The organism is Siminovitchia fortis (assembly GCF_007681465.1).
GTDB lineage: Bacteria > Bacillota > Bacilli > Bacillales > Bacillaceae_C > Siminovitchia > Siminovitchia fortis.
Map to the genome: position 1 here is coordinate 57,362 of NZ_VEKZ01000007.1, position 25,603 is coordinate 82,964.

General features: G+C 42.2%; 32 protein-coding genes. 1 reads left to right on the top strand and 31 read right to left on the bottom strand.

What is annotated here, in order from left to right; genetic code table 11:
- Positions 1–97: 97 nt before the first annotated feature.
- The 23 genes from FS666_RS04125 to FS666_RS04235 all read right to left on the bottom strand — a co-directional run bounded on the left by FS666_RS04125 (position 98) and on the right by FS666_RS04235 (position 19,745).
- A complete protein-coding gene (locus FS666_RS04125) occupies positions 98–790 on the bottom strand; it encodes a phage tail protein (RefSeq protein WP_144461758.1) in 693 nt (230 codons plus the stop codon).
- Positions 790–4,257, bottom strand: coding sequence for a phage tail tape measure protein (locus FS666_RS04130; RefSeq protein WP_144461761.1), 3,468 nt, complete (start codon positions 4,255–4,257; stop codon positions 790–792). The genes FS666_RS04125 and FS666_RS04130 overlap by 1 nt, the downstream gene beginning before the upstream one ends.
- Before the next feature lie 160 nt (positions 4,258–4,417).
- Entirely contained in the window at positions 4,418–4,891 is a 474-nt protein-coding gene (locus FS666_RS04135; protein ID WP_144461763.1) for a hypothetical protein, read from the bottom strand.
- Between the two features lie 114 nt (positions 4,892–5,005).
- Entirely contained in the window at positions 5,006–5,587 is a 582-nt protein-coding gene (locus tag FS666_RS04140; RefSeq protein ID WP_144461766.1) for a phage tail protein, read from the bottom strand.
- The gene (locus tag FS666_RS04145; RefSeq protein WP_306463596.1) at positions 5,587–6,012 is read right to left on the bottom strand and encodes a hypothetical protein; all 426 of its coding nucleotides are present in this window, start codon (positions 6,010–6,012) and stop codon (positions 5,587–5,589) included. Before FS666_RS04145 ends, FS666_RS04140 begins: the two co-directional genes overlap by 1 nt.
- Positions 5,996–6,412 (bottom strand): hypothetical protein, encoded by a 417-nt coding sequence (locus FS666_RS04150; RefSeq protein WP_144461769.1) that lies wholly within the window; start codon positions 6,410–6,412, stop codon positions 5,996–5,998. The genes FS666_RS04145 and FS666_RS04150 overlap by 17 nt, the downstream gene beginning before the upstream one ends.
- A complete protein-coding gene (locus FS666_RS04155) occupies positions 6,405–6,755 on the bottom strand; it encodes a phage head closure protein (RefSeq protein WP_144461772.1) in 351 nt (116 codons plus the stop codon). The genes FS666_RS04150 and FS666_RS04155 overlap by 8 nt, the downstream gene beginning before the upstream one ends.
- Positions 6,730–7,023 carry a phage head-tail connector protein gene (locus FS666_RS04160; protein ID WP_391564083.1) on the bottom strand — a complete coding sequence of 98 codons (294 nt, stop codon included), beginning with the start codon at positions 7,021–7,023 and terminating at the stop codon, positions 6,730–6,732. The genes FS666_RS04155 and FS666_RS04160 overlap by 26 nt, the downstream gene beginning before the upstream one ends.
- Complete coding sequence (locus FS666_RS04165) at positions 7,023–7,481, bottom strand: Ig-like domain-containing protein (RefSeq protein ID WP_144461777.1); 459 nt, start codon at positions 7,479–7,481, stop codon at positions 7,023–7,025. The genes FS666_RS04160 and FS666_RS04165 overlap by 1 nt, the downstream gene beginning before the upstream one ends.
- A gap of 102 nt (positions 7,482–7,583) precedes the next feature.
- The gene (locus FS666_RS04170; protein WP_144461780.1) at positions 7,584–8,771 is read right to left on the bottom strand and encodes a phage major capsid protein; all 1,188 of its coding nucleotides are present in this window, start codon (positions 8,769–8,771) and stop codon (positions 7,584–7,586) included.
- A gap of 37 nt (positions 8,772–8,808) precedes the next feature.
- Positions 8,809–9,525 (bottom strand): head maturation protease, ClpP-related, encoded by a 717-nt coding sequence (locus FS666_RS04175; protein ID WP_144461783.1) that lies wholly within the window; start codon positions 9,523–9,525, stop codon positions 8,809–8,811.
- Positions 9,522–10,682, bottom strand: coding sequence for a phage portal protein (locus FS666_RS04180; RefSeq protein WP_144461786.1), 1,161 nt, complete (start codon positions 10,680–10,682; stop codon positions 9,522–9,524). Before FS666_RS04180 ends, FS666_RS04175 begins: the two co-directional genes overlap by 4 nt.
- A 14-nt stretch (positions 10,683–10,696) precedes the next feature.
- Positions 10,697–12,382, bottom strand: coding sequence for a terminase TerL endonuclease subunit (locus FS666_RS04185; protein WP_390614875.1), 1,686 nt, complete (start codon positions 12,380–12,382; stop codon positions 10,697–10,699).
- Complete coding sequence (locus FS666_RS04190; protein WP_144461789.1) at positions 12,348–12,698, bottom strand: hypothetical protein; 351 nt, start codon at positions 12,696–12,698, stop codon at positions 12,348–12,350. Before FS666_RS04190 ends, FS666_RS04185 begins: the two co-directional genes overlap by 35 nt.
- 257 nt (positions 12,699–12,955) lie before the next feature.
- A complete protein-coding gene (locus FS666_RS04195) occupies positions 12,956–13,297 on the bottom strand; it encodes an HNH endonuclease (protein WP_144461792.1) in 342 nt (113 codons plus the stop codon).
- A 31-nt stretch (positions 13,298–13,328) separates the two neighbouring features.
- Positions 13,329–14,018: a hypothetical protein gene (locus FS666_RS04200; protein ID WP_144461794.1), complete on the bottom strand. Its 690-nt coding sequence runs from the start codon at positions 14,016–14,018 to the stop codon at positions 13,329–13,331.
- A gap of 65 nt (positions 14,019–14,083) precedes the next feature.
- Positions 14,084–14,266: a hypothetical protein gene (locus tag FS666_RS04205; RefSeq protein ID WP_144461796.1), complete on the bottom strand. Its 183-nt coding sequence runs from the start codon at positions 14,264–14,266 to the stop codon at positions 14,084–14,086.
- A gap of 203 nt (positions 14,267–14,469) precedes the next feature.
- Positions 14,470–14,997 (bottom strand): hypothetical protein, encoded by a 528-nt coding sequence (locus tag FS666_RS04210; protein ID WP_244943841.1) that lies wholly within the window; start codon positions 14,995–14,997, stop codon positions 14,470–14,472.
- Positions 14,994–16,376, bottom strand: a complete 1,383-nt coding sequence (locus tag FS666_RS04215; RefSeq protein ID WP_144461798.1) for a DEAD/DEAH box helicase — start codon at positions 16,374–16,376, stop codon at positions 14,994–14,996. Before FS666_RS04215 ends, FS666_RS04210 begins: the two co-directional genes overlap by 4 nt.
- The gene (locus FS666_RS04220; RefSeq protein WP_306463595.1) at positions 16,366–16,656 is read right to left on the bottom strand and encodes a PDDEXK family nuclease; all 291 of its coding nucleotides are present in this window, start codon (positions 16,654–16,656) and stop codon (positions 16,366–16,368) included. Before FS666_RS04220 ends, FS666_RS04215 begins: the two co-directional genes overlap by 11 nt.
- A 337-nt stretch (positions 16,657–16,993) precedes the next feature.
- Positions 16,994–19,414 carry a virulence-associated E family protein gene (locus tag FS666_RS04225; protein WP_244943842.1) on the bottom strand — a complete coding sequence of 807 codons (2,421 nt, stop codon included), beginning with the start codon at positions 19,412–19,414 and terminating at the stop codon, positions 16,994–16,996.
- Positions 19,407–19,529, bottom strand: coding sequence for a hypothetical protein (locus FS666_RS04230; protein WP_144461801.1), 123 nt, complete (start codon positions 19,527–19,529; stop codon positions 19,407–19,409). The genes FS666_RS04225 and FS666_RS04230 overlap by 8 nt, the downstream gene beginning before the upstream one ends.
- A gap of 36 nt (positions 19,530–19,565) precedes the next feature.
- Positions 19,566–19,745, bottom strand: a complete 180-nt coding sequence (locus FS666_RS04235) for a hypothetical protein (RefSeq protein ID WP_144461804.1) — start codon at positions 19,743–19,745, stop codon at positions 19,566–19,568.
- Between the two features lie 87 nt (positions 19,746–19,832).
- Here FS666_RS04235 and FS666_RS19685 point away from each other — a divergent pair, with 87 nt between their 5' ends.
- The gene (locus FS666_RS19685) at positions 19,833–19,988 is read left to right on the top strand and encodes a hypothetical protein (RefSeq protein ID WP_186306454.1); all 156 of its coding nucleotides are present in this window, start codon (positions 19,833–19,835) and stop codon (positions 19,986–19,988) included.
- 129 nt (positions 19,989–20,117) lie between these two features.
- On the opposite strand, the gene FS666_RS04240 is transcribed toward FS666_RS19685, so the two are convergent.
- From FS666_RS04240 to FS666_RS04275, 8 genes are all read right to left on the bottom strand, one after another.
- Positions 20,118–20,384 carry a nucleoside triphosphate pyrophosphohydrolase family protein gene (locus tag FS666_RS04240; protein WP_144461806.1) on the bottom strand — a complete coding sequence of 89 codons (267 nt, stop codon included), beginning with the start codon at positions 20,382–20,384 and terminating at the stop codon, positions 20,118–20,120.
- Entirely contained in the window at positions 20,374–20,649 is a 276-nt protein-coding gene (locus FS666_RS04245) for a hypothetical protein (protein WP_144461808.1), read from the bottom strand. Before FS666_RS04245 ends, FS666_RS04240 begins: the two co-directional genes overlap by 11 nt.
- Positions 20,650–20,885: 236 nt before the next feature.
- Entirely contained in the window at positions 20,886–21,587 is a 702-nt protein-coding gene (locus tag FS666_RS04250) for a hypothetical protein (RefSeq protein ID WP_144461811.1), read from the bottom strand.
- Entirely contained in the window at positions 21,574–21,840 is a 267-nt protein-coding gene (locus tag FS666_RS04255; protein ID WP_244943844.1) for a DUF3310 domain-containing protein, read from the bottom strand. Before FS666_RS04255 ends, FS666_RS04250 begins: the two co-directional genes overlap by 14 nt.
- Positions 21,837–22,259 (bottom strand): hypothetical protein, encoded by a 423-nt coding sequence (locus tag FS666_RS04260; RefSeq protein ID WP_144461814.1) that lies wholly within the window; start codon positions 22,257–22,259, stop codon positions 21,837–21,839. Before FS666_RS04260 ends, FS666_RS04255 begins: the two co-directional genes overlap by 4 nt.
- A gap of 12 nt (positions 22,260–22,271) precedes the next feature.
- Positions 22,272–22,853 (bottom strand): beta clamp domain-containing protein, encoded by a 582-nt coding sequence (locus tag FS666_RS04265; protein ID WP_144461817.1) that lies wholly within the window; start codon positions 22,851–22,853, stop codon positions 22,272–22,274.
- Between the two features lie 5 nt (positions 22,854–22,858).
- Entirely contained in the window at positions 22,859–24,829 is a 1,971-nt protein-coding gene (locus FS666_RS04270) for a DNA polymerase (RefSeq protein WP_222119342.1), read from the bottom strand.
- Positions 24,829–25,602 carry a DUF2815 family protein gene (locus FS666_RS04275; protein ID WP_144461821.1) on the bottom strand — a complete coding sequence of 258 codons (774 nt, stop codon included), beginning with the start codon at positions 25,600–25,602 and terminating at the stop codon, positions 24,829–24,831. The genes FS666_RS04270 and FS666_RS04275 overlap by 1 nt, the downstream gene beginning before the upstream one ends.
- Position 25,603: the final 1 nt, after the last annotated feature.

The window sequence follows — 25,603 nt, forward strand, 5'->3', positions numbered from 1 at the left end:
CCACTTAAAAGTTTATAGTTATAATCATTCGCTTGTTCAACTTTCTTTACAGAAGATATTTTTTCCTTGTCCAATTTTAATTTTACTATCTTTTCCATCACACCCACCTCCATCTAGGATTCACCTCTAATTTTGTAATGGCCCCATCAAACTTAATAACATTTTTCCCATGCGCCAAAACAGGAAAATCACCAATCATGTGATTATTGAGATTGGTGATATAGCCGTCTGTTTTTCGATAGGCGTTCATTATTTCGCTGTCAAGCTCTATAAAACCGTTGATGTCTTTAATCGTTACCACTTGATCATTGATATAGACTTTTCCCGTTCCGGCGGCATGAGCTTTAATGTAAGGTTCTGATTCGTAGCCCTCATTGGTTAAGGTTGTTTGGCCGGTTATGGTTTGCGTCGGGACATTAACCTCATATTGAAATGGAGCCAGGATGAAATTCGCTGTAAACTGGCCATATTCCATAACCTCATTTTCAGCTTCATCAATAGTGACCGATTTAATCTTATAAAAGATTCCAGGGTCATCTTCAAAAGCTAGTTTTTTTCCATTAAAAAACACAGGTTTTGCTTTTCTAAAGGCCGGTTTAAACGGAACGTCTTCCAAAAAGTCAAAAGTGAGAGAATACGAAATATCTTTAAATCCATACTTCTTGGTTAGCGATCCATGTCTTCCTTTTATATCAATATGATCAACGTCCTGCTCAGGAGTGGGAATAGGCGGACGTTCAGATAAACATAACTGTAAATCTTCGATACTTGTATTATCAATCTTTACCATTAAGAACCTCCCCATGCAGCGTTTCTTCTGTTCCCAAGTGTATTTAAGGTGCCGTCTAATTTATCAGCTAGTTTGTCTATGTCACGGTCATTTCTAACTGAAGCGTGAATCGTCACATTATTATTGGTTGTTACAACTTGTTCAGATCGTGCCATGTGCGGCATTGTCCTAGCTATTGCATCGCCGATGGTTCCCAGTACCCTGTCAGTTAAAGGAAGGATGGCTTCCGGGCCCGCTTCACCCACACCTTGCAACCCTGCATTTGCAGTATTAAAAATTGTAGGCCGTTTGAAAATACCTCCTAAAGCGTTCCAATTTACCGATATCTTAGGAACAGACGGCGGATTCAAACTAAACTTACCTGACAAACTAAATTTAGGCAGCTTCGGCAGAGATATTTTAGGGATTTTCAACTTCATGTTTCTAAAGAACCCTTTGATTTGATCTACAGCCGTTTTAATAGTATTTTTAGCAGCGTTAACCGGCTTTGTCATAGCATTCTTAATACCATTCCAAACAGATGTAGTGGTAGATTTTATGCTGTTCCACACGCTTGTAACTTTTGATTTGACCCCATTAACAACGGTTGTTATGACGGATTTTATGCCGTTCCACACAGAACTAGCAACGGATTTAATTCCATTAAAAACTGAAGATGTGACGGACTTTATTCCGTTCCATACTTTTGTTACAACGGATTTCACTCCATTAACAACTTTGGTTATGACGGATTTAATAGCATTCCAAACAGTGGAAATAACACTTTTTATCCCGTTCATAACTGTGGTTGTTACAGACCGCACTGCATTAAACCCGATTGAAACAACGTTTTTCACGGCGCTTAGTGACTTTGAAAAAATGCTTTTTATCGCATTCCAAACAACGCTGAAAATATTCTTGAATAAGTTCGCGAATGATTTTCCAACCTTGAGGATTTTGCCGACAAACCACAAATTGATAAGGCCCCAAACCAACTGCAAGGCACCGCTAAAAATCTGCTTTACCGCTTCCCACATGCCTTTCCAATCTCCTGTGAAAAGAGAGGAAAAGAAACTTACAATTCCCAGAATAATATCAAGAGCGCCTTGAATTGTATTTTTAATCGCATTCCATGTGTCAATTACAAGCCACTGGATGACAGGCCATATTGTACTAAAAACGGTTGAAATAACTGTGAGAGCAACTTGAATAAAGCTTTGAATCCAGGACCAAACATTTTCAGTAGCTTGCCTTATTGAATCTTGGTTTTCTTTCCACCATTCGACGACTTGGCCAAATATATCCGTGATAAAACCTTTTACAGCTTCAATTGCGGCTCCGATTTTTTCTTTCACCGCATCCCAAACAGCGTTTACTTTATTTCGGAATTCCTCATTTGTTTGGTACATCCGCACGAAGATGGCGATTAATGCGGTTATTACAGCAATAATAATTCCGATAGGACCTGTTAAAGCCGCCAATGCCGTTCGTATGGCAGTGAAAGCTTTCGAAGCAGAACCGGCACTGCCCGCAGTTCCAAATATTTTTGTTCCGAGCTGTCCAAATAGCTGGACTATACCGCCAACTGAATTGGCTATTATCCCAAACAGCGTAACAAGCACTAACCCCACTGTTGAAAGAGCGAAAAAAGCAGAAATCCCCGTTTGGACCGGCGCCGGCAAATTAGCAAATCTTTCCGAAAGACTGTAAACGACATCCGCTATCTTTTCGATTGCAGGGGCCAGACTATCAGTGAAAGACCTAGCTGCAACGTCTACTGCTGATCCTGCTTTTGTAATTGCACCAGCCCAACCTTCCAGCATTGAATCGGCTGCTTTTTTAGAAGCGCCCTCACTATTTTCAAGCGCTTTTGTCATTTTTTCTATCTCATCTGGTCCGGCCGCCATGAGCGTCATCATTCCTGAGACAGCTTCGGTACCAAAGATGGCTGCGAGGGCGGCAGACTTTTCAGCTTCACTCATCCCGTCCATGCCCTTGGACAGCTCTCTGACAATTTCGGACATGGGTTTCATTTCACCGTTTTTATTTTTCAACTCAACGCCTAATTTGTTAAGTTGATCAGCTGCTTGTTTTGGCGGTTTTATCAATCGGACAAATGCGGCCCTCAAAGTCGTACCAGCTTGCTCACCTTTCATACCTGCATCAACCATAAGGCCTGTCATGGCAGTCAACTCTTCAATAGAAAATCCTAACTGCGAGGCTAATGGCGCTGCATATTTAAAGGCGTAACCTAAGTCGTCTACACTTGCCGCTGACTCATTTGCCCCTTGCGCAAGAATATCAGCTACTCGTCCCGATTCTTTGGCCTCAAGACCAAAAGAGTTTAAAGCAGACGTGATAACGTTAGCTACAAGACCCAAATCCTCGCCTGATGCGGCGGCCGCGCTTAAAACGCCAGGAAGTGCATCGGTTGCCTGGGCTGCAGAAAAACCTTTTTGGCCCATATCGGCAAAAGCAGAAGCAACTTCCCCAGTGGTATACACTGAGTCTTTGGCCATATCGAGTATAGATCTTTTAATCTTGTTATACTCCCCGCCGGTTAGCGTTGCAGCACGCCTTGTTGCTTGTTCAAATTCCATTGAGCCGCCAATCATTCGTTTAAAGGCCATGCCCGATGCAACAGCTGCAGGAGCGAAAGCCCCTGTCATTGTCGCTCCTGTCTGCTGAATCTTGCTACCAGTATTATTTAATGATTGGGACGCTTGAAATGCCGCGCTTGATTGCTCCTTCAATTTACCATTCGTGGCAGTTATCTGGGCGGCAAGTTCTTGTTCGGCCGTTTTTGCCTTGAGTAATGCTGTCCTATATTTTTCAATTTCAGCATTGTTTCCAGCGTATTTTGACTTAGCTTGTTGCAGTTGATTTTCTAAATTCTTGACATGCTGTTTTGCCATATCATGCGCTTTCCCTAAATGGTCCATTTTCAAGCGCAATTTATCAGCTTCCGAAGCATTGGCACTTAGCTTAGCTTTTTGAAGATCATATTCAGCGTTCATCCTGGACATGGACGCTTTTAATTGGTCTTCTTTTGTTTTTAATTCTGTTAGCTTTTGGGAAGCTTTGGTTACTTCGCTGGTCCGTGCTATTTCGGCAGCCCTTGCTTTATTCAAACTCATTGTTGTTTGAATGATTTTATTAGCAAGCTGCTGTTCTGCAATCTGCGCGCTTCTAAGCTGGCTTGTCAGTCTAGCTACTTCATTCGAGTTTGCCCCGTATATGCTCTTCGCACGCTGAAGCTGATCATAGACCGCCTTTGTTTTTTGGCGGGCCAAATCAAATTGTTGCTGCAGGTTTCGTAATTCCGCTTGGAATTTAGTAGTGCTGCTTCCGGTATGTTTCATTTGCTCAGACTGCAGCTTCATTTCTTGCCTGAGCCGTTTGGCATGAGCGTTCATTTCAGTTATTGCTTTATTAAAATCTTTGTTGAACGCTTTAAATGTTACTTTGACTTCTGGATTTCTAGCCATCGCACCTATCCCTCCTTAGGATTGTTGCGCCATCCCTCAAACGCAAGAATCCCCTCGTAGATTCTCTCTACAGAGGGGATAGGTTCATGCCAAAAAGTGTTCGGATCCATGCCTGCACCAACACAATACAGAACATATAAATCCTCAACACATTCAAGCTTTATCGATGGCGGTTTTGCTTTTTTTTATTACTGCGGTTTGTACTTTTCTTGAATCCATTTGCAAATTGATTTTTATCAGAAGCTACTAAATCAGCGATAAGGTTTGCGTATAGTATCATAGTTTCTTCAAAACTATCATGATATTTTTCAAGAAATTCATCAAAGTTCAGTTCAAGCTTCCGGTTTGCTCCCGTTAGAGCCAAATAAATAACTTGTAGCGCCTTTGTCTCGTCAAAGTCTCCTAAAACACTTAAATCGATTTCACCTTGCTCTTCTTCCACGTTTTGAAAGTGTTGAAGCTTTGCAAGTTCATTGAAAACCGATGTTTCAATATAACCTAATTCTTTTCCCCTTTTTAAAGAATGATTTGTCAAAAAGGCGGGATATGTTTTTTCGTTGATAAATACCTTTTCAAACTCACCGTCTACTTTTCTGATTTCAATATCTTTCAGTGTCACTTTCTGAACCTTCATCAATCGAGCCTCCGTTTTTTTATGAAATAGAAAAAAGCCCTGGTCTTAAATCAATTCCAGGACAGTTTAATTGTTTTATCCGTCCTGGTATCAGATTTAAGATTTACGGGCTTTTTAGGGCAAAGTTGCCTTCACCAATTCAGGAGTAAACTTCTTATGCCATTGCTCTTTTACTGAGTCGTCATCAATTTCTGCGATAAAGGCTTCATAATAAATCATCCGATTCTGATCAGGAAGGGCTGTAAATTCAAGTTCAAGCAACGCCACTTCATCGGCACCATTTTCAATTTTCATTTTTAGTCCTGTAGCATTTGCACAGTTTGCAAAAGCAATCATCTTCGTGATGTCTTCGAATTCGTCAATGACATCGGCTGTAAAGACGAATCGTTTTCCTTTAGACATGCTGCCATATGCCCACACACCTGGCTTTAACCCTTCTTTTGTCAACCCGAAATAATCACGGGCCACTTGCACGGGGATATGCGCCGTTACCTTCACTTCTGACTTTTGGGGTTTGGTGATTTTTTTCACTTCAATACCTTCACACTTTTTTACGATTTCAGTACTTTCGGTTTCTGCTTCCAAATCACCTAAGCAACCGAATTTCGTTCCTTCTTGCTGTGTACCACCATCAAAAAACTGGACACTGGCATTAGTGATCGTTACCGAATCAAATTCCGTTACTGTGTTTGCCATCAAAAAGCCTCCCTTAATTTCCTGTCTATGTTTTCATTTAATTTGTTTAATATTTTTGGAGTGGCAGCCATTAAACCGCGCTCCATAAAACGCTGTTCAAGTGGGTTATGTGATCCTCTTCCTTCCTCCGGGAATACAAGATAACCAAAACTTCCAGGCTTGTTTGCTGCCCCGCCTCTCGCTTTGATTGTAAAAGCAAGATTGTGCTCCTCGCTTTGAGACCATCTACTTGTTTTAGCATGGCGTTTATTACGGATCCGGCCATTTTTTGTTGAAACCGGCATAAGCTTTGTTATTCCTTCCACAGTGGTCCGTATCCCAAATCCGTGAATTGTCTCGTTCACTACCTTTTCCGCAATGCCAGGCAGCTTGGCCATCTTGGATTCCAGCTGCTGGATAGCCTTTGCGTCAACTTCGAACCGCACACTCAATTGGAATCACCCGCCTAAACAAAAAAGACACGCGATCGATGTATCTATCCATGTCTTTTACTCGTAATCTTTCCCTTTGTGTGCCAGTAAACCTCATCCCTTTGATTGCAGAAATAAGAGAAATAACATCAATTGAAACTTCATCCACATCGTCTCGTTTTTCGGAATAATAGTCGATGATGACATCTTGTGAGATACTCCGGGCTGGATCTTGTGCTGGCCTGAAATTACTCATTTCAAGAGTGAAAAAGTTATATTTGTCGAGATTGAGCAATTGCTCTTCCTCATCTTCTGCAATTTCATCTTCGTAAACTTCCAGCCCAAAGTGATCTTTCAGGGAGGAAAAAATCTTCTTTTTTTGCTCAGCCATAAGACGTTTAGATTTCTCATTCATTAACCACACCTACCTCTTGGAGATGAAAAAAAAGTACGGTCTTTTCTCGGTCTGAATCCACCCGGATAACATCATATTCTGTGTTTTCAATAACCACTTTCAATTTGTTCTTGTTAATGTTTCTGAAAGATGGAGGATAGGGCGTCTTTACTTTCAAGTCGAGACTTGCTCCCATGATTCCAGCCAATTGGTAATCACTATCCCGGCAAGACATTTCTTTGAAAGCCAATTTTCCTTGGGAAGTAAAACCTTCCCCGATTCTTTTTCCGGTAGCTGACCGTTGGGTCTTTTTATGGCCATAAGTTAAAAATCCGTCATTAAACGTCTCCCGGTACTGTTTCAACTTTAGTACCCACCTTCCCAAGCGCTACGAGTAAAATAAGACGTTTCAATTCATGAGCAAAGTTTTTTTCAAACTCATCGGCCGCATTATTGTAAACATAACGGCACCGTTCAAGTAAAAGCTCCTTTGGCCATACTTCTTTTTCAAAATCAAAAGTCGCACCTGTCAATTCGGACAAGTACGACTCTGATCGGTTTATGATGTTTTCAAGATCCTTATCCTCTTCACTCCATGTAATTCGTAGACGGGACTTTAAATCCTCCAGCATCATCCTTCACCATCGCCTGGATCCGGTTCAGGTTCAGTCACATTTACAGTTGCAGTCCCCTTAACGGCGCTTTTTTCTGTCGATGTGGCCGTAATCGTAGCCGTGCCTGCAGCAACAGCCGTAATCTTACCGTTAGCATCAACGGTTGCAATTCCCGGGTCAGAACTTGACCAAGTAACAGTCTGTTTAGCTGTAGACGGTGTGACTGCAGCTGTCAGATTTCGAGTGGCACCGGCTTCGAGATTATTTGTTTTAGGTGAAATATCTACTGCTGTCGGATCGCTATAATTTGTTTTGACTTTAATTGGATCAGACAGCTCACTCTCACCAGTATTATTTTCTGCACTTACCTGATAGGTGTATTCCGTATTAGGCGTCAGGCCCGAATCAGTAAACGACTTTTCCGTTAGCCCGGATTTAATTTTATTTCCATCCCGATAAACATTATAAGTTGTCATGGTATGGTATACCTCCTTTACGTGAAAGCCCTGTATAAAGGCTAGTCCCACGTGAGAATTGCTTTCGTGTCTGTAGCACTAACCTTTACATTTACGGGCTGTTTAGGGAGTCTCCTCTGTCTCACCAATTTTACTAATATCGAAAACACTAAATTTATCGTTATCAATCGGACGCCCATTTGCCAGCTGACGAACCAAATACAGGCGCTGGTCCTCAATCATTCTTAAAACATCAGTAGATTCAAGCTTCGCCTCTGTCGCTACCCCCATAAAATAATCTTTAGGGTGCCCAACGACCATTTTATTAATTGGGACGGCAGACGATTGAATGATTTCCAATCCTGGGACAGGGAATTTATCAAAAACCCACGTACCATCATCCCGTTGTTTCACTCCTTCACCAAAGAAACGCATAGCATAATCATACGGGTTGATAATAAATGTAATCCCTGCATATGGCCTTGTTCGTTTAGGAGTACCATTTTCGTTCTTATCAACAATTGTTGCAGGAGCTAGGATTTCTTTTCCAATTGTTTTTGGAGATAGATCATTTAGTTCCTTGGCTTCTTTTTCAGGATAAACTCCGCCGGTGACAGCTCCATCGAGATCACGAATCATGCCTATTGGCTTTTTATTACCGTCACCGGTAACTACAACACTTTCCAGTTCAGACGCCACAGTTTCCATCAAGAAAGCTCGAACATAACGGTCTAACCATTCAGGTCCGATTTCAAACATGGCTTTACAAACAACCAGGAATCCGGAAAGCTTGAACATACCTTGGTCAATCGTTTCAAAGCCATGGTCAACCATTTCCTCGATTTTATCGCACACTTCGCCCCAAAACGCAGTAGTGGCCCCTTCTTTTCGTACAACCCACATCGTAGAAGCTCCGACCCGCTGAAAATTAATTTTAGACAGCAAAGGATGTTCTATTGCCAAATCCTCAAATACCCGTTCATAAACAGTCGGGGGCATTAATTCGGATACACCATCAAAAGATTGGACTTCAATAGCCTTGTTATAAAATTTCTTTTCTTCTGTGGTTAAAGCACGAACGCCACGCTGAGCTAATACTGCATCATCCCATTGCTGTTCATTTGCTCGATTTGCCTCACGGATAGTGGCGTTCATCATGTCTTGAAAATGGAGCATGTTGTTTTCATAGTTCGTAACAATTTTTTCTGCAACCTCTTTAGGATCCGCACTTTCAAAGGCGGCTTGTAAAGCTTTGATTTGCTCTTCTTTGTTTTCAACTACTTTTTCACGATCTAAGTTTTTAATTGTCATATTTCATTCTCCTCCTAAAATAAAAAATAACGCCCAGTTATTGGCGTTTGAATCTTTCTAGTATGTTGTTTACATTAGCTGCAATTGGCGCTTGTTCTGGTTTTCGAAAACGGGAAAGAACGCTGTTTTTATATGATTCAGCATCCAACGTTTCTTCGTTTTCTTCCTCAACTTCTTTTGCTTCATCGGCAAGACCTACAGCTATCGCTTCATCGACTGTAAACCAAGTTTCATTTTCGATAAACGTTTCAATTTCAGAACGTTCACCTTTGAACCTAGTCATATAAATATCGGCTAAAGACTTGTCCAAACCTTCCAGGGCGTTTAATGCAGATTTAAGTTCTTTCTTAGTTCCCCATGTAAGGATTGAAGCTTCGTGAATCATAAGCATTGATCCTGTATTCATGATGATTTCATCGCCTGCCATCGCAATAACTGACGCAGCACTTGCGGCCAAACCATCAATATGAACAATTATTTTTGCAGAATGACTTTTAAGTTGGTTATAAATTGCAATGCCGTCAAAAGCATCTCCGCCTGGGCTATTAATATGCACTTGGATTTCATTGCTGTTCACATTTTTTAGCGCTCTTTCAACGTCGGCGGCCGATGTTGAGTCCCACCAATAATCGCCTATATCACCGTATATGGTGATTTTAGTTGTTGATTCATCAGCATTGGTTTCAGCTTTAAATTGGTGTGTCACTTCCGCAAGATGTTTATATTTTTCATTTTTAAACTTATAAAACCTCAATCACTCTCACCTCCTCTCGGCAAATCTGCCCTCTCATAGTTTTTCGTGACATATCGGTAATTGGCCCAATCACTATCAATAGGCTCCCTCCCTAATTCTCTTAAAATGTCATTAATGGTAAATCCGCCGATTGCAAACAGCTTATCTGCAGCTGTGGCAAATTTCGAAAGATCAACTATCTTTATTTTGCTAGTGTCAACTTTCAAATAAGTCCGTTCCAGGTACTCTTTTTTGGTGTACATCTTCCGGTTAAATTCATCCTGGATTAGTTCGGCGATGGGGTTTACCCTGAACATTAGAAAGCTGTCAATCTGATTTTCTATGTCCGACACATCGCCTTTTAATAGCCCGCGTGGTACATGCAGGGCCATTGCGATATAGTTAAAAACATCCTCCACTAAACCGGCAAAGTCACGGCTTGTGTTATTGTTACCAGCTCCCGCAGTGCTGGAATCGCTCTTGTCCTCAAATGTGTAACCCTCCTGCATTTGGAAGGCCGTACCTTCTTTATTAGGGTCAAACCAGTTTTTTAGCTGACTTTCAAACATTTCATCAATAGCTGCTTGTGTCTCTTCGTCTTGAGCCCTTAAAAAGTCACCGATGATTAGAATACGTTTATTGTTCTTCCGTTTATAAAAATTCATGGAAGATACAAGGAGTTTGCCAAGACTTTCATACATACCGTCTATTACGCTCATGATTTTTTTGTCATTCAGCCGCAAGTACAAGACATCTTTTTCGTGAAAAACCTTATCCAACTTTAATTCATTGATAACTACATTTTTATAAAGGTTATCTTTAAAAGCGAATTCTACTCTTTCAAAATCATCTGCGACATATAGCTTTTCGTCCTGCATGACCACCAGACATTCATTTTCATAAATAAGCCTACTGACAAGACTGTGCATGAATTCAGTCGCGTTCTGATTCTGATTAGGCTGCACATTTAAGAGGTAATGATTTTCACCGCGCTTCTCAACGCCTTTTTCAAAGGTTTGAATTTCACATTGTGCTAACGCATTGGCAATTAAGTCAATACAGGTATCAACGGCCAACTTTTTATAAAAATAATCAATTCCAAGATCAAAGAAGCATTCCTTCAAGCTGATTTCTTTTTTATTTCCGAATAAGGATCGTGCCCAATGTATAAAACCCACTCACTCACCACCTTTCAGACATTGAATGCCTTGAATATTTTCTTGACGTTTTCTTTTGTAATTGGTGCAGCTTCTTTCAATAAATCGTCCAAATTAAGGGCATGCAAAAAAGCGAAAAACCCGTCTGTTTTCCGCTTCTCTTTATCAATCTTGCAGTATTCTTTATTTCCATTTCCTTTTTCGTCCACATAGACATTACCGACAAACCAGCGCATGAGTGGATCGTCATGAAAGACGACCGTTTGATTAATAAACATGTCATCAATTAGAGGGGCCAATTTAGAGTGTGTAATAGGCCCGCGCCTGACTATCTCGACTTCAAATCCTGCAACTTCTAGTTTTGGTCTTAATACTGCCGCTCGGAAAGTGTCCATTGATATTTTTTTTATATTGAAAGTTTTAGCTTTGTCCAAAAACCAATTGACAACTCGGTCCGGATCAATAGATTTGTCATTGTAAATGATCGTACATAAACCTTTTTCTTTGGCTAGGTTTATAATTTCCGGATTAATGTCCTGGAGTTTCAACGCCAGATGGTGAATAAACGTGTGCTGGATCCAGTAGCGCTTCCCACCACTTTTGAATAATAAGCCGACCGAGCAAAAGTCCCGTACATCAGCAAAGTCCACTCCGCCAATCGCATCGATCCCTTTTACGTTTCCCGGCAACGGTTGATCTGTGGCCAAACGGTCTTCATAGGTTGCGACTTCCCGCCTAACATCCGCTTGGGGCCGGTTCATACGTTTTGTCATGAATTCCATCCGCTTGGAAGGAACAAGCTGCATCTCCTGATATTCCTGTTTCATCTTGATTTGGAGATTCTTATTATAGCGATAGGATGGATTGGCCTTTTCCCATTTTGATGGATCGTCAACCTCTTCATCACTATCCAAACGGCAGATGAAAGGAAGAAAGGTCGAATCCTTGATTTCACCATTCAGGACCATTAAGGCTTCTTCTTTCATATCATCCAACGGTCCGCCCCTGACATATCCATCTGTCGTTGTGTAAATAGCTCTGGAATCTTCCACTTTACCCTGTGAAGATGTATAAATATTAATATTTTTGTAATCCTCGTATTCATGACTTTCATCAAAGATACTGCAGCCGTTACGCTTTCCATCCTTAGTCCTAGCATTAGAAGTATTGAACTTCATAACTGAACGAGTTTTCTTATGTTGTATTTTTGTCTTGGTCCATTTGAAAGCTTTTTTCAACTTTTCCGTTTGTTTTTCGTCTTCCAAAACCTCATGGACATCTAAGAAAGTTCGTTCAGCCTGTTCTTCTGACGTAGCGACAACATCTATATCATAGTTTTTAACACCATGATGCCCAGACAACATATAAAAAGAGTCATAGGCCATAAATCCAGTTTTCCCAGCTCCTCGGCCGAGTAGCATTAATATCTTATTCCAAACCAAACGGCCATCATCATATCTGACGCCGAACATCAACGCATTTAGGAACTTTTGCCAAGGGAACAATTCAAACGGAAAATACTTGGCCGGTACTTCTACTGATTTTTCTATATCATCTGCATGAATAATCACATCTGGGCGATCCAAGACAGACCGGACATACTTCATTAACAACTTTTGTTCCTGGCACGTCTCTATTTCTCCCTGCTCAACCATCCGCATATATTCATCAATATACGGGTGATACTCATACCTCTTCAAAGCCGCTGTCATTGTCATCATTCTCTTCCAGGTAACTTAACAGGTTAAATAATTCTTTATACGCTGTTGTATACCGGTTCATCGTTGTATTAAAGGACTTTTGAGCAGGATTTTCAATTAACATTCTTTGGGAGCCGTTCACGAAATTGTAAGTCGGACCTTTACTTTTAATGGTATCCTCCAAAATCTGCAGCTGGATGGTCATGAAAGCGATCCGTTCGATTAATTCTTTTGCAACTTCCCTCTTATTTTCGGGTAACTCCAAAAAAATAGAGTGCAGTCGATCTGCCTCTTTTGCAATCAGTTCATCCTGTTTTTTCTTGCTGGGTTTTGCCATTTATACCCCCTCCCCCTCTCATGTGCGAAAAAGCAAAAAATATTTTCTCCGACAGCCCCCTCCCGTTGCCCGTTCCCCCAGAAGGAAGAGCAAATATTTGACCGGGGGGTCTATAGATTTTTATTTCTTCCCCTGATAAACGCTATTTACAAGCCCTCCACACTTGGGACACTTAATTCCATCTAGTAATCGGTGAGAAGTTTCTTTCCAATCACATGTTTTCACCATACAATAATGCGTCATCAGTTTACCCTTCATTACCATCGCTCCTCATTCACAAACTTAGGTTCCTTCTTAATCATTTCATCCTTACCATCTGCTTTGTTATGGCAATCAACGCATAAGTATTCCAAGTTGTCTATTTCTAATGCAAGATGTGGAAACCGTCTTACTGGTTTAATGTGGTTCACATCCATCTTCGTATTACGACCATACTTATTTATGGTGTTCCGTGTCGTTACTTTGCCATTACGTTTACAATGCTCACATTCATAGTTGGCTCGCTTCATCGCTTCAAGTCGGAGCTGCTTCCACTCTTTCGACTTATAGAACTTCATGAGTTGACCAGACAGAATGTAGTTTAATAGTTTCTCATTCATCTCTTATCACCAAAACAAAAAGACACTCAACTTAATGAGTGCCTCCGTTATCATTTTTATTACTTGCCGAGAAGGTTACCCCTGCACCTTCAACATAAACGAATGAGTATTTAATATTACCTTCTGTATATTCAGTTGCATCTTCAGGCATTCCTTTATCTAAACCTAATCCTTTCAAAACATTAGCTCTACCATCTTGATCTAGTTCAGGATTTAGGGTTGACACAATCGACCCAATTCCTAACATGATATCCATTCCTGAACCTTCCGTTCCATCGCCTTGACCAATAAGTGTTAAATCTCTAATACTGCCATCTTTCTTGTTAATATTTAAGTTGATAGCGATAAGGTCATTCAACATGATTGTAGCAACGTCTTGTATCTCGCCGTCTTTAACCTCGATGCTATCAATATGAAATGGAGATCCATATTCTTTCGATACATCATTGAACCTCTTTTTAAATCCTTCTGCGTCAAAACCAAGGGAATAAACTTTTTCTTTTGGTTTATCTTCTTTCGCCTTTTCTTTCTTTGCTTCCTTCACTTTATCAACCTCTTTCGTATCATTAGTTGAAACCGGTAAAGCTTCTTTATTGTTAAATGCTCCAGACATTCCTGCAATAATAGCGATAACAATAAAGATTGTGCCTGCTATACCTATTACTTTTTCTTTCTTGCTTAGGTCTTTCCATTCTTTTTTCGGTTTCTTTTCCTTACTCAATCTATTTACCCCCTACACACTATGTATAGGGATATTGTCTGATAACTGGAAAGAATATGCAATAGTTATCTAAGCTGTACTATATCGAGTTCTTTAATGTGATCAACATTAATTACATGTTCCTCTTCTGTGATGATAAACTTTCCGCCTCCGATGTTAATCGGCATTTGCATTTTGATGTTGGTGTTTGTTTCAAACTGTATATCCTGCCCATTCGACAATACGATATAAACAGAATACTTTTTCAACCACATCTCCTCCTTTTTGACTACCTATTTCGCCAAAAAGGACTATTTTCCTATTAATATTATTCGACATTTATTGACAATAGAAATAGCGCCATCCTTTTCCAAGGGACAGCGCCGGTGACAGATACATACACATGACACTATTTTCTTACACTATCATATTAGCACATAAAGAATGCTATAAGTGTGCCCTCTTTTTGACATCAACTAAACTTGACCCCGTCAACACCAAACATCAATACTGCCAAGGCTTTACACGCTTTTTCTATGTCTCTGTACACTGTCCGTTTTGCCACGGTGTGCCATGCAGCAATTTCATCGGCTGTCATTTTGCCATCTGAAATGTAGAATTGGTGGATTGTCTGATATCGTCGAATCTCTTCCGGATCCCCGGACTGTTCACACATTACTTTATAAACGGTCAACACCTTGTCAATATACCGAACCATGGCTAATGTTTTCTCTTTACTACGTTTGATAGATTCTATTTTGAATTCGTTTGAATCTAAATATTCTAGTTCAAGCTTTTCATCAAGAATATTAATCTCTAGTCTCACATCCTCGCAATGCTTTTTAAACGAACGGTAATTCCGGAGAAGCAATTTAATATTTCTCAACCTGCGGTCGTGTTTCTTTTTCTCCTGTTGATTTTTGTGATTTTCGTATGCCTCAATTGCCGCATTGGCTGCAGCTTTTGCTATTGTGTCTAATTGTTTTTCACTCAGCTTCACGATTTTACCCCCTCTTGAACTTTCTCTATGCGGGCTTTCAATGCAACCATCAACTGGTCCTGGGTACTTGTCTTATTTTCAAGTGCTGCGGCCACATCTTCGTCAACTCCGCCGGCAACTGTTAGATGGTGGATGATTACTTTTTCCGTCTGCCCTTGCCGGTGAAGTCTTTTATTCGCCTGCTGATAAAGTTCCAGGCTCCAATTAAGACCGAACCAAATGACATGGTTACCTCCTTGCTGAAGATTCAACCCATATGCCGCACTTGCTGGATGGGCCAATAGAATGTCAATCTGCCGGTCGTTCCAGTCTCTTTCATCCTGCGGCGTTTTCAACTCCCGGACCCGTAATTTTGTTTTGGATAAAGCTGTTTGGATCCGGGCCTTGTCATGCTGAAAATTATAAAAGACTAGTGCCGGCTTCCCGTTCAACCCCTCGACTAATTCCATAAAGGCTTCAATTTTGCAATTGTGGATCTCGACAATGTTTCTGTCCTCGTCATAGGCCGCCCCGTTACAAAGCTGTAAAAGCTTATTGGTAAGGACAGCTGCAGAGCCGGCATCTATTGTTGACTCATCCACCTCAAGAAGCATTTCTCTTTCCAGTTTTTCATATGCTTTTTGGGCCTTGCTATCCAGTAAAACAGGAATAGTGTTGTACATGATATCCGGCAACTCAAGATAATCCTCGGCTTTCATGCTGACGCATATATCCCCTATCAAACTTTGAATTTTTTCATCAGCCCCTATTTTTGGGGCGTAGGTGAAAATGCGGTCACGGTTTCGTTGGTCCGGTTCAAAATACCTTTCCCGAAAACCTGTAATAGTTTTTCCCAGGCGTTGGCCGCCATCCAATAAAAAGATTTGGGCCCATAGATCAAGAAGTCCGTTTGGTGCCGGCGTCCCAGTCAAGCCTACAATCCTTTTGATGTGTGGCCGTACATTGGATAAGGCTTTGAACCGTTTGGCCCGATGGTTCTTGAAAGATGAAAATTCATCGATGATCACCATATCAAACGGCCACTGGTTTCTGTAATAGTCAACCAACCAGGGAATGTTTTCCCTGTTGATGACATAAATGTCAGCTGGCGTATTCAGGGCCCGGATCCGTTTGGCTGCGGAACCCAAACAGGTGGAAATCCGCAATAACTTTAAATGCTCCCACTTGGAAGCCTCGTTCACCCAGGTGCTTTCCGCCACTTTTTTTGGGGCTACAACCAAGACCTTATTAATGGCAAACCTGTTGTATTTTAAATCATTGACTGCCGTTAAAGTGATAACCGTTTTCCCAAGACCCATGTCAAGGAGAAGCCCTAAGGCTGGCGTATTTAAAACCCTGTTGATGCAATATCTTTGATAACTGTGCGGCTTAAATTTCACTTTGCGTCACCCATTCGATAAACCTATCCACTTTTTCCTTGCTGTCAATGATTAAAACTCGGCTGTGTAATTTATTGATTTTCCGATGTTGGGCCAATTGTAAAGCAGTTGGTTTTTTCCCAGGTGCTTTCAATTCAACAAAATGGACCCGGCCTCCTGGCAGCAGAACCAACCTATCCGGTACGCCTGCGTTTCCAGGGGATTCAAATTTATAAGCAATACCTCCAATTTTTTTCACTTGGTTCCGCAAATAATTTTCAATGTCTTTTTCTCTGATCATTTTCAAACCTCCGTGAAAATCTGTCTTTGTCTACCTTCTCCATACGCACGCGTGTATAAGCCTGTATTAGAGGGATTAGGCATATATAATAACCCCCTAATCTCTCTATATACTCTATTTATTTATTTTTATATATTTAAGGTATACAAAGTATACAAAGTAATATAAATATAGATATATCAATGGTTTAGGCGTATACTTTACCGTATACTTTGACAGTTTTTAAAAGTATACAAGGTATACATTTCCATTTTTTAGGAAAGTATACAAAACAGGGTCAAAGTATACGTTTTTTGGTGCCAAAGTATACACTTTTTGAGGCCAAAGAATACAGTTTTTATGCTCTTACATACCCTCCTTTTACAATCCCGTAAGGCCCAAATCGATACGGATTTTTGTGTTTTTCCCAACCTTCCAATTTACTTAAAATGTCATTGATCCGCATCGTCTCAGACCGCTTCAACCGATTAACCTTTTCATTGAAGCATTCCACCCATATTTCAGCTGCACATATCCGATCACGTTCAACTGTTTCAGTTTCAGCCCTGTTGAATTCTCCGGACCAATATAGTTTTCTGGTAGCTACATCTTTTTTATTCCAATCAATCGGGACTTTCCGTTCCACAAATTCCCGGATAACACTTTCCCAAGGATCCTGTTCGGAATGGTTTTCCTGCTGCCTTTTTGCCTCGTCTGCAAGGGCTCCAGTTAGCATCAGTGACTCGCCCAGCCGCCAATTCATAACGGCCTCCGCCCACAATTGGTCCACTTCACCGTCAAGATCGTTAAATACGCCTTTAGTAGGTTCCTGGATGCCGCAATCAACGGGCCAAAAACGTCTACCACCTGTAGGATCCTTTAAATAGTCATAACGATTACTCGTACCAAAAAAGACGCATTTTCTAGGATGTTTTTCTGTTTTCCTTGCATAGGCGGCCCTGTAATGGTCCTCAGTCCTTGTCAGGAAACCTTTAATCGTATCAACCTCTGATTTGTTATAGGCACTCATTTCACCTATTTCAACAATCCAGACACCTTGCAGAAGCTCTGCAGCTTCTTTCCCTTCAAATGACTCAATGCTGTTGGTGAACCAGGCTTTCCCCATCTTTTGAATCAGGGTAGTTTTCCCCATTCCTTGTGCGCCAGTTAAAACGGGCATCGTGTCATACTTAACGCCAGGCACCATTGCCCGAGCCACTGCAGCAGTAAATGATTTACGGGCGACGGCCCTTGTATAAGGAGTATCTGCAGCACCCAGATAATCAATAAACAACGTATCTAGTCTTCTTATGCCGTCCCATTCCAGGCCATTGAGATAATCAACAACGGGGTTAAACCGATTATTTGCCGCGCATTGATTTAATGCGTGAGACATTTTTTCTTTTGATTGAAAGCCGAGTATTTTTTCTAGGTAAAGAATTAACCCTGAATCGTCTCTTTCGGCCCACATAAACTGGCCCGTCTCTTTATCCCTGGGTGCCCATGGTAAAGGAGCAATTCCAACGATGGAATCAGCAAATTCGTCCAGCCGGATCCTACCTTTCAAATTGGCTTCACCCTCGAGTGCAATTAATATATTTTCAATTGTCTTCTGAGGCTGCCCGGTTGTCGGGCTTATCTTTAACTGCTGAATCCAGTTGCTATCATTAACAACCGGCGCATCTTCCCCAAAATCAGCTATTGCTTGCTCATAACGTTCCTGATTAATGATTGCGGCCACTCCTGCATCATTTAAAGCAAAGGAAGCCATTTCTGTAAAAGAAGGCAACCGATTTACAGGTGTATCGGGCTTTGCCTCGTCATCCAACTCCCCGAACTTATGAAGCCGTACCAGGTCAAAAGCGTTTACCAGGCGGCCACTGCACGGATCCGTCGCATGGTGAGAATAAAGGAAAAGTCCATCCTCGTACACAACAGCCCCGCCAACAGTTGAGCCTTCGATAAATGTATAACGGCCATCATCAGTAGCTTCATAGACTCCCGGCAAAAACTTTTCAATTGCCGAATGGATGTCATACTGCCGGCAAAAAGCCCCTACCACTCCGCGCTTTTCAAGAGGGTTTCCCTGCTTTGCCGCAAGACGTTTGTGCTTTTGGTCGGCTCTAGGAACCTCCGGCCACTCATCAATGTTGCGCCAGTCGTTATATGTAGCAAGCAGGGCATCCGTATCAAGAAAAGGCTTGTCTGCGTAATGAAAAACATATTGACTGTCCGAACAACATGACGGCCAATACATCAACCTGGAAGCTTCAAAAGTTGTAGGGTCAGCAAGATTCATGCCAATAATGGAAGCCAGTTTACGGGCTAACGGCTCGTACTCATCAGCCGTAGCCGTACGGCTTAACGGGACAATTACGCGGAGCCGTGGACGCCCTTCCTCGTGCTTCCGGGTGCTATATGTAGCAAAGGAGCACCCTAACCCCTCAAGGCGCTTCAGTACATCCTGCGTTCCACCGACGGGAATGTTATCCAGGTCAAGCGTTAATAAGTCCCTGCCAATCACGTTGGAAGCCTTACGGCGGTTATTGGCAAGCGTACCTCCTACAAAGCCTCCAACGTCTTTCAGGTCATCCTGCTGCGTCTTTGGCAATTTGAGATATTCAGCCAGTGTTTCCGTCCCTCTGACAGCTGTCCGGAGCTTTTCCACCATATCGGACCAATATATTTGCTGAGGAAGCCACTGGGTAGCCTTGCGGCTCCCAGCAGCCGATATAACGATCTGTCTGTCGAAATTCATATGATCACCTGATTCATTCATAAATATCCCGCAAAAAATCTCCCGGTATCATTGCACCACAGTCCTCACATTCATAAATTCCTTGGTTCCAGTGTTTCAATTCACTTTCTCCACAGACAGGGCAAATGTTTTCCAAATTCTTCACTCCTTCGCTTAATCTCCGTACTGTGTGTTACTTAATGTCAACGTACCTTTCAAGATAATCGTCATCCTCGTCTATAGGTTGCAAAATTACTTCCTTCACTGAGCCCGTGTAATAAAAATGAACTTCATTATTATCTTTTCTAAGGACACGAACAGTTGCATACTTAGGCATTTTTTCTAATTCTTTAATTAGTTCTTCAACAGTCAAAACATTCACTCCCTCACATTTCGTATCAAATGAATACAATTTTTATCTTTAGGAATCATACATACTAAAACAAGGAGCTTGATAAATATGGATGATAAAAATTCAAAAAGAAACGAACCCACAATAGCACCTGGCATGAATACCCACGACCCTATAGAAAAGAAAGCGACTGAAAAAGAAATTGAACAAGGCGACTTTACTAAAGTGACTCGTCTTTTTCTAGATAGAACACCAGAAGATTAATTTGATCGTTTATACTGATCCGGATGCTGCAACTGGTAGCGCCTACCGCTCACAAGGATAACGGTAGGCACCCCCTTTTTAGTTTTGAGTATCGAGACAACCGGACGGTACTTGTCACCTTTCTGTCTTTTAATAGCCATTGAGGGCCTTTTCCTCTTCAATTTGTTCAGCCATGGCGACAGCAACAGCTGCCGCCTGGATCAACTCTTTCTGCAAATCATCTTTATCAGAAGGCTTCCCCCAATGCCTTTCTGCCTGCATGGCCTGTGCTACTTCTCCGACTTCCTCCATAAGGATAATGAGCCACGTACCCCAATCATGGCGCTGAGAGCCCCACATATTGTTTTGGCGTTCGCGTTCCCATATAATTTTTTGCAAAACGTTTTTAAGATTCATTGGTTTTCCTCCTCATGCCTTTTAAAACAGCCTCATCCCATTCTTTTTTATTTATTGGTGGCTTTAAGTTATAACCCATTACACAAACATAGTTGTAGGAATTTCTAAAAGCTTCATACGCCTCTTTTTCCTCAAAGTCTTGTAAACATGTTCCGATTTCTCTTGCCAGCCTTAACGCCCCGGCTTCACCATGATAAACATTAGATTTTCCGAGAGAAACGACTAAAGCTTGTTTTATTTTGATTAGATATTCGAGAGCATTCATTTAATTTTCCGTCACTTCCATAAACCAGTCTTTGTCTTTCGTCATCAACGCCAATTTAAAACCTCCTACCTATCTATGAAAATCATACGGGAGCCTTCTGCCTGGCTGAGGTAGACGTTGACCACCTGCAGCCTTATCCCCGTCCATATTTTCTTCGGTTTTCTCTTTCAGCCAAATCTTGACGGGCTTCTTCACGGATAACCGCCTTTTGCCAACGGAGCCAATCCCCATAATTTTCACGAGACATCCTTCTCCCTCCTGTCCGAGAGATAAACGGAAACTAATTGACGTAATGGGCCAATCTCGCTGTTTGATAGTTTCAATGCATGTTCAAGGTTTTCAATACGATAACTGTCGGAAATGGTTTGCTCTTTCAACTTGGCAATTTCATCTTCATATTCGGCAGCTGTCTCCTGAAAAGTTTGAGTAAGTTCATCTTTCCTTTTCAACTCGCTTTGATAGTTTTCATGCCATTCTCGGGCTTGATGGTAGGCCAGCTCTTTTTCTGAAATAGCTTCCTGGATAGCGCGATCACACTCAGCTTTTAAAGCAGCCCTTTCATCCTTTTCAATTTCGAGCTGTTTCTTTAAATCTTCTACAGCAAGCTCCAGGACCTCGATGTCCTTGGTTTTCTTCTTTAGCTTCTCCTGTACTTTTTCGTACGCTTCTACTGATATAACTTTCTTGGAAGACTGCCCTTTATTGTGAGGGACTTTCGGCAAATTTTGCGCTGACACATTTTTTCGTAAAGACGTAGCTTTGATTTCTTCCGTTGTTAGATTTTCTTTTTTCCATTTTGATAGGCTGTTATTACTGAAGCCAAACTTCCGCATGATTCTGCTATCCTTAACGCCTTCAGCCTTGAGCTTTTTGTACTTTTCAACCGTTAAAACCTCATACATCATTCCGTCCTTTAAAACCGTCTCAACTTGACTCATTTGAATCCTCCCTCTCACAGTTTTCAATGGCCCAGTTCAAATAAACAGACGCTTTTTCTAAATCAACCTTTCCGCCTTTCAGCCGATGCCGAGAAACGTATTTCAGCACGTTCCCAAGGCAGTACCCGACAAACTGATCGGCCGTCAACTTATCCTTGATATAATCGATGACCTCGATTTCACCTTCTGTGTAATGAGCAGGGCTGTTCACCAGATCCGCTTCAATTTCTTTATAGAAATGATCCTGTTTCACACCAGCGCCTCCTTTTCCTCCAGCTCCGCAGCTGGCAAATGTTCAAAGTCGGAAAAATGTTGGTTTAAATCAAAGAAGTTTATGCTCCCTTTCGTCTTGTCTGGTGTTTCGTATTCAACCTTCAAGCCTGCATCCCCGACAACATGCCGGACCGGAAAACCCTTTATGTTCTTCATGAATTTTTCATAAGCCAAATAATTGATGATGATGTTGCCGACCTTTACCGGCAGCACTTTCGATACCATATAAAACCGCTGCAGCTCTTCCAAGCGTTTAATCTTCTCGCGTACCCAACGTGGACGGTCCTGCACTTTCCTGTATTCCTTTTTAATTGCCTTCAGCTCGTCTGTTTTTGCTTTGGCGGCGATCTTCAATTCTTTTTTCACCGTTTCTTTGCTCCCTTTTGTAATAACTAGCAAAGTATTAACCTCCTAATGAATTCTTATCGGTAGAATCAGAACGGTTATTTTTTCGTCCTTGCTCACCAACGTGAACGGTCTGTATTTGCCGTAGAAGCTAAAAGTGGCCGTTTCATATTTAAAAGCCTTGAACAGTTTCAATGCATCCACCCAAAACACAGAGTTCGTGGCAAAGACTTCTTCAAATTCAACGGATAGCTCATAAGAAGCTTCCACTTCCTCTGAGTAAAAATGAACGCCGTTCCTCCTGATCATCACGCCCGGACCCAACGAGACCGATTGGGCCACCGACTGCATGATGTCAAAAGCTGTTAAAAACTCGGCCACATCAACATCCGTCTTTTGTTTGGCATCCAACGGGTCCGGAATAAGCCTGCCTGTCTCCGGATACTTCCCGCCAATCTTTTTTCCGTCTGGAGAAAGAACCGCCCCGTCGTTTCGGCCATGGATGCCTTTGACGAGATATAAACGAAAGGAATCTGTGACAACCGCACTGCCATCTTCGAAGTGTTTGACTCCGCACAGGACCGGATTATGTTCCGGCGCATTTTTAGTGACCTTTTTTGCGTGTTTCATAAATGTCTTATAGTCCAATATCCTCAATCCTTTTTGTAATATTCAGATATAAAACCATCTGCAGCTAGTGGAAGTCCGGGAGCCCATTCAATCGGTTGGCTCATGATCTCCGTCACCGCATTTAAATCAGCCTGTTCTTTCGGCACGTCCAAAACAACTTCATCGTGGATATGCATGATAATTTGACAGCCGGCAGCACTTAATCGGTTGAGCGTGACGGCCAGACAGTCTCGGGCGATGCCCTGGACAACATTTTCCACCAATTTCCCGCCATATGTGGATATTTTCTCCCACTTCTTAGTGGTTTGGTTCATGCCAAAGTAATGGACAGCCTCTTTGCCAAAATCATTTTCAGAAAGAAACGGTTTGGCATAATACAACTTGCGGCCGCTTGGCAAAGTGATAGTAAGAAAATCCAACCCGTGAACGATGTCGCTTTCCCGCTGAAGCAATAATCCCCTTACTCCTGCCGGTTGTCCTGTCCGCAATACCGACAATGCGGCATTTTCAAGGGAGTACCACAAATCTACTATTCGTTTGCTGGATGATCGCCACCGCCTCACAATGTCCGGCAACTCTTCTTCAGTCAAGCCGCCTTCCAATGCGCCCATTTGAATTAATGCGCCGGAAGCACCCTGATATCCAAGGGCCAGTTCTGCCACTTTTCCTTTTTGCCGTAGCTCGTATTCAGGACGGCCCCTTACAATCAATTCAAGGGGGACACCGAACATTTGGCTGGCAGATGCTTCATAAATTTTCCCGTGAGTGTTGAATACGTCCAGCCGCCATTGTTCTCCGGCAAGCCAGGCAATCACACGGGCTTCAATAGCACTAAAGTCAGAGATTGCAAGGACATTGCCTTTACTTGGGACAAACGCTGTTCTGATCAACTGGGAAAGAGTATCAGCCACATTCCCGTAAATAAGTTCTAAGGCATCAAGCTTTTTCTCCCGGACAAGTTCCCTCGCATGGCCGAGTGTTTCCAGGTAATTTCTGGGAAGGTTTTGTACCTGGACAAGCCTGCCAGCCCATCTGCCTGTACGGTTGGCCCCGTAAAATTGCAGAAGCCCTCTTACCCTGCCGTCGTTGCACCTGGCATCAACCATAGCCTGGTACTTTTTCACACTTGTTTTGGACAACTCTTGCCTTATCTCAAGTGCTCGTTTAACGGTTTGATCATCAATAAAATCAATAAGATTGGAGACAGTTTCTTTCTGCATGTTCTCAACTTCAATACCTTGATCTTCTAACCATTTTTTCAACTGAGCCGCACTATTCGGATTATCAAGCCCGGTCAGTTGTATTGCTTCTTCCGTCAATTGAGCCGTTGTAATTTCATCTATGTATAAAGCCCCGTCAATTAACTGTTGGTCAACTGCTACCCCGCGGGCATTGATTTCTTGGTCCAGCTCCCAAAGCTTTTGTTCTTGCTCGGGGAAAGGGAAAGAGGAAAGTTTCTGCTGGATCTCCTTCTCCACTTCAACGTCTTGGATGCAGTATTCTTTGAACAGTTCCCACTTCTCCGGCTCATGGTGCGGCAATGTCCTGGTGCGGTTACCGTTTCTTTTTGTCGGTTTTGTAGGTGTACAGAACAATTTAATAAGTGAATTACCAACGGTCATTTTTTGCTTTTCTTGCGGCAAGCCAATTGCCTTTGCTGTCGCTGCCAACCCAGCTGTAAATCCACAATATAAACCGTGAATCATTGTGCAACGCCAAGATTCAAGAGAGGTATTAAAGAATTTGCTCAAGCTGTACCATTCAAACGCGGCATTATAGGCGTATTTAATAACTTCATCATCTTGAAGTGCCGCGATTATTTCCTCCGGGATTTGCTCATCTCGAGCAAGATCCACAATTTGAGTTGGCCCGCCGTTTACCGAATAGGCATAGAGCAATATTTCAAAGTCAGGGCTTTGTACATATTTGTACAAGCCCGACTTTTTGATATCGACAGATGAAAAAGTTTCAATGTCGATAGACAAAGTTTTAATCATATCCCATACACGCCGCCATTAACCGGTGCGCCAGTGATAGGGTCAAATGACTGTTGAGGTTGCCCTTGGGGCTGCTGAGGAGCCTGCCCAAATTGTTGCCCTTGTTGCGGTTGTTGACCATAACCCGGTTGAGGTTGCTGGTACGGTTGACCTTGTTGTGGCTGTTGATACGGTTGTCCCTGCTGAGGTGCTTGCTGTTGACCATATGCAGGAGGTGCTGTGGAGGCAAGAGAAGCAAAATCTGAACTTGCGTCCGGTGCAGAAGCTCCTAACGGTTCTCCATCACGAGTCTTTTGAACGTTTGTACTGATATAAACACCAATGCCTTTTTTCCCTGCAAATGCGTAAGGACTGAAGTTAAGTGCAATACGGCCGTACATACCGCTGTACACCTCAGTGGCATCCATTATTGGATTGAGGTCAGGACCGACAACCTTGGGCGGGTAGTCGACGCCAGTTGAAGCTGTGAATACCCAGTGACCTTTGCACTCAGGCCCAAACGGCATTCCGTCTGACGGCTTCACCCCGTCCCCGTCGTGAATTGGCACCGAAACGTTAGGAGGAATCACGCCGTTCCACTTTTCGGCTTTGCCTTTTTGCTTTGCTGCTTCGATTGCCGCATCAATTGCTTGTTTTGTCGCAGTATCTGATTTTGGGAGAAGGATTGTAACGCTGTATTTTTCCTCTCCTCCAAATTGATTTGCTCGAGGCCTTAAAAGATTTACATAGCTAAATCGAACTTCCCCAGTTACTACTCTTGTATTTTCCATG

Bases quoted from the DNA above. Each gene is read 5' to 3' on its own strand.
- FS666_RS04185 (WP_390614875.1), bottom strand. From the start codon at position 12,382: ATGATGACAATGACAGCGGCTTTGAAGAGGTATGAGTATCACCCGTAT.
- FS666_RS04125 (WP_144461758.1), bottom strand. From the start codon at position 790: ATGGTAAAGATTGATAATACAAGTATCGAAGATTTACAGTTATGTTTA.
- FS666_RS04165 (WP_144461777.1), bottom strand. From the start codon at position 7,481: ATGACAACTTATAATGTTTATCGGGATGGAAATAAAATTAAATCCGGG.
- FS666_RS04140 (WP_144461766.1), bottom strand. From the start codon at position 5,587: ATGGCAAACACAGTAACGGAATTTGATTCGGTAACGATCACTAATGCC.
- FS666_RS04170 (WP_144461780.1), bottom strand. From the start codon at position 8,771: ATGACAATTAAAAACTTAGATCGTGAAAAAGTAGTTGAAAACAAAGAA.
- FS666_RS04245 (WP_144461808.1), bottom strand. From the start codon at position 20,649: ATGAATGCTCTCGAATATCTAATCAAAATAAAACAAGCTTTAGTCGTT.
- FS666_RS04275 (WP_144461821.1), bottom strand. From the start codon at position 25,602: ATGGAAAATACAAGAGTAGTAACTGGGGAAGTTCGATTTAGCTATGTA.
- FS666_RS19685 (WP_186306454.1), top strand. From the start codon at position 19,833: ATGGATGATAAAAATTCAAAAAGAAACGAACCCACAATAGCACCTGGC.
- FS666_RS04135 (WP_144461763.1), bottom strand. From the start codon at position 4,891: ATGAAGGTTCAGAAAGTGACACTGAAAGATATTGAAATCAGAAAAGTA.
- FS666_RS04160 (WP_391564083.1), bottom strand. From the start codon at position 7,023: ATGCTGGAGGATTTAAAGTCCCGTCTACGAATTACATGGAGTGAAGAG.
- FS666_RS04240 (WP_144461806.1), bottom strand. From the start codon at position 20,384: ATGAATCTTAAAAACGTTTTGCAAAAAATTATATGGGAACGCGAACGC.
- FS666_RS04225 (WP_244943842.1), bottom strand. From the start codon at position 19,414: ATGAATGAATCAGGTGATCATATGAATTTCGACAGACAGATCGTTATA.
- FS666_RS04250 (WP_144461811.1), bottom strand. From the start codon at position 21,587: ATGAGTCAAGTTGAGACGGTTTTAAAGGACGGAATGATGTATGAGGTT.
- FS666_RS04150 (WP_144461769.1), bottom strand. From the start codon at position 6,412: ATGAATGAGAAATCTAAACGTCTTATGGCTGAGCAAAAAAAGAAGATT.
- FS666_RS04190 (WP_144461789.1), bottom strand. From the start codon at position 12,698: ATGGCAAAACCCAGCAAGAAAAAACAGGATGAACTGATTGCAAAAGAG.
- FS666_RS04220 (WP_306463595.1), bottom strand. From the start codon at position 16,656: ATGATCAGAGAAAAAGACATTGAAAATTATTTGCGGAACCAAGTGAAA.
- FS666_RS04130 (WP_144461761.1), bottom strand. From the start codon at position 4,257: ATGGCTAGAAATCCAGAAGTCAAAGTAACATTTAAAGCGTTCAACAAA.
- FS666_RS04195 (WP_144461792.1), bottom strand. From the start codon at position 13,297: ATGAATGAGAAACTATTAAACTACATTCTGTCTGGTCAACTCATGAAG.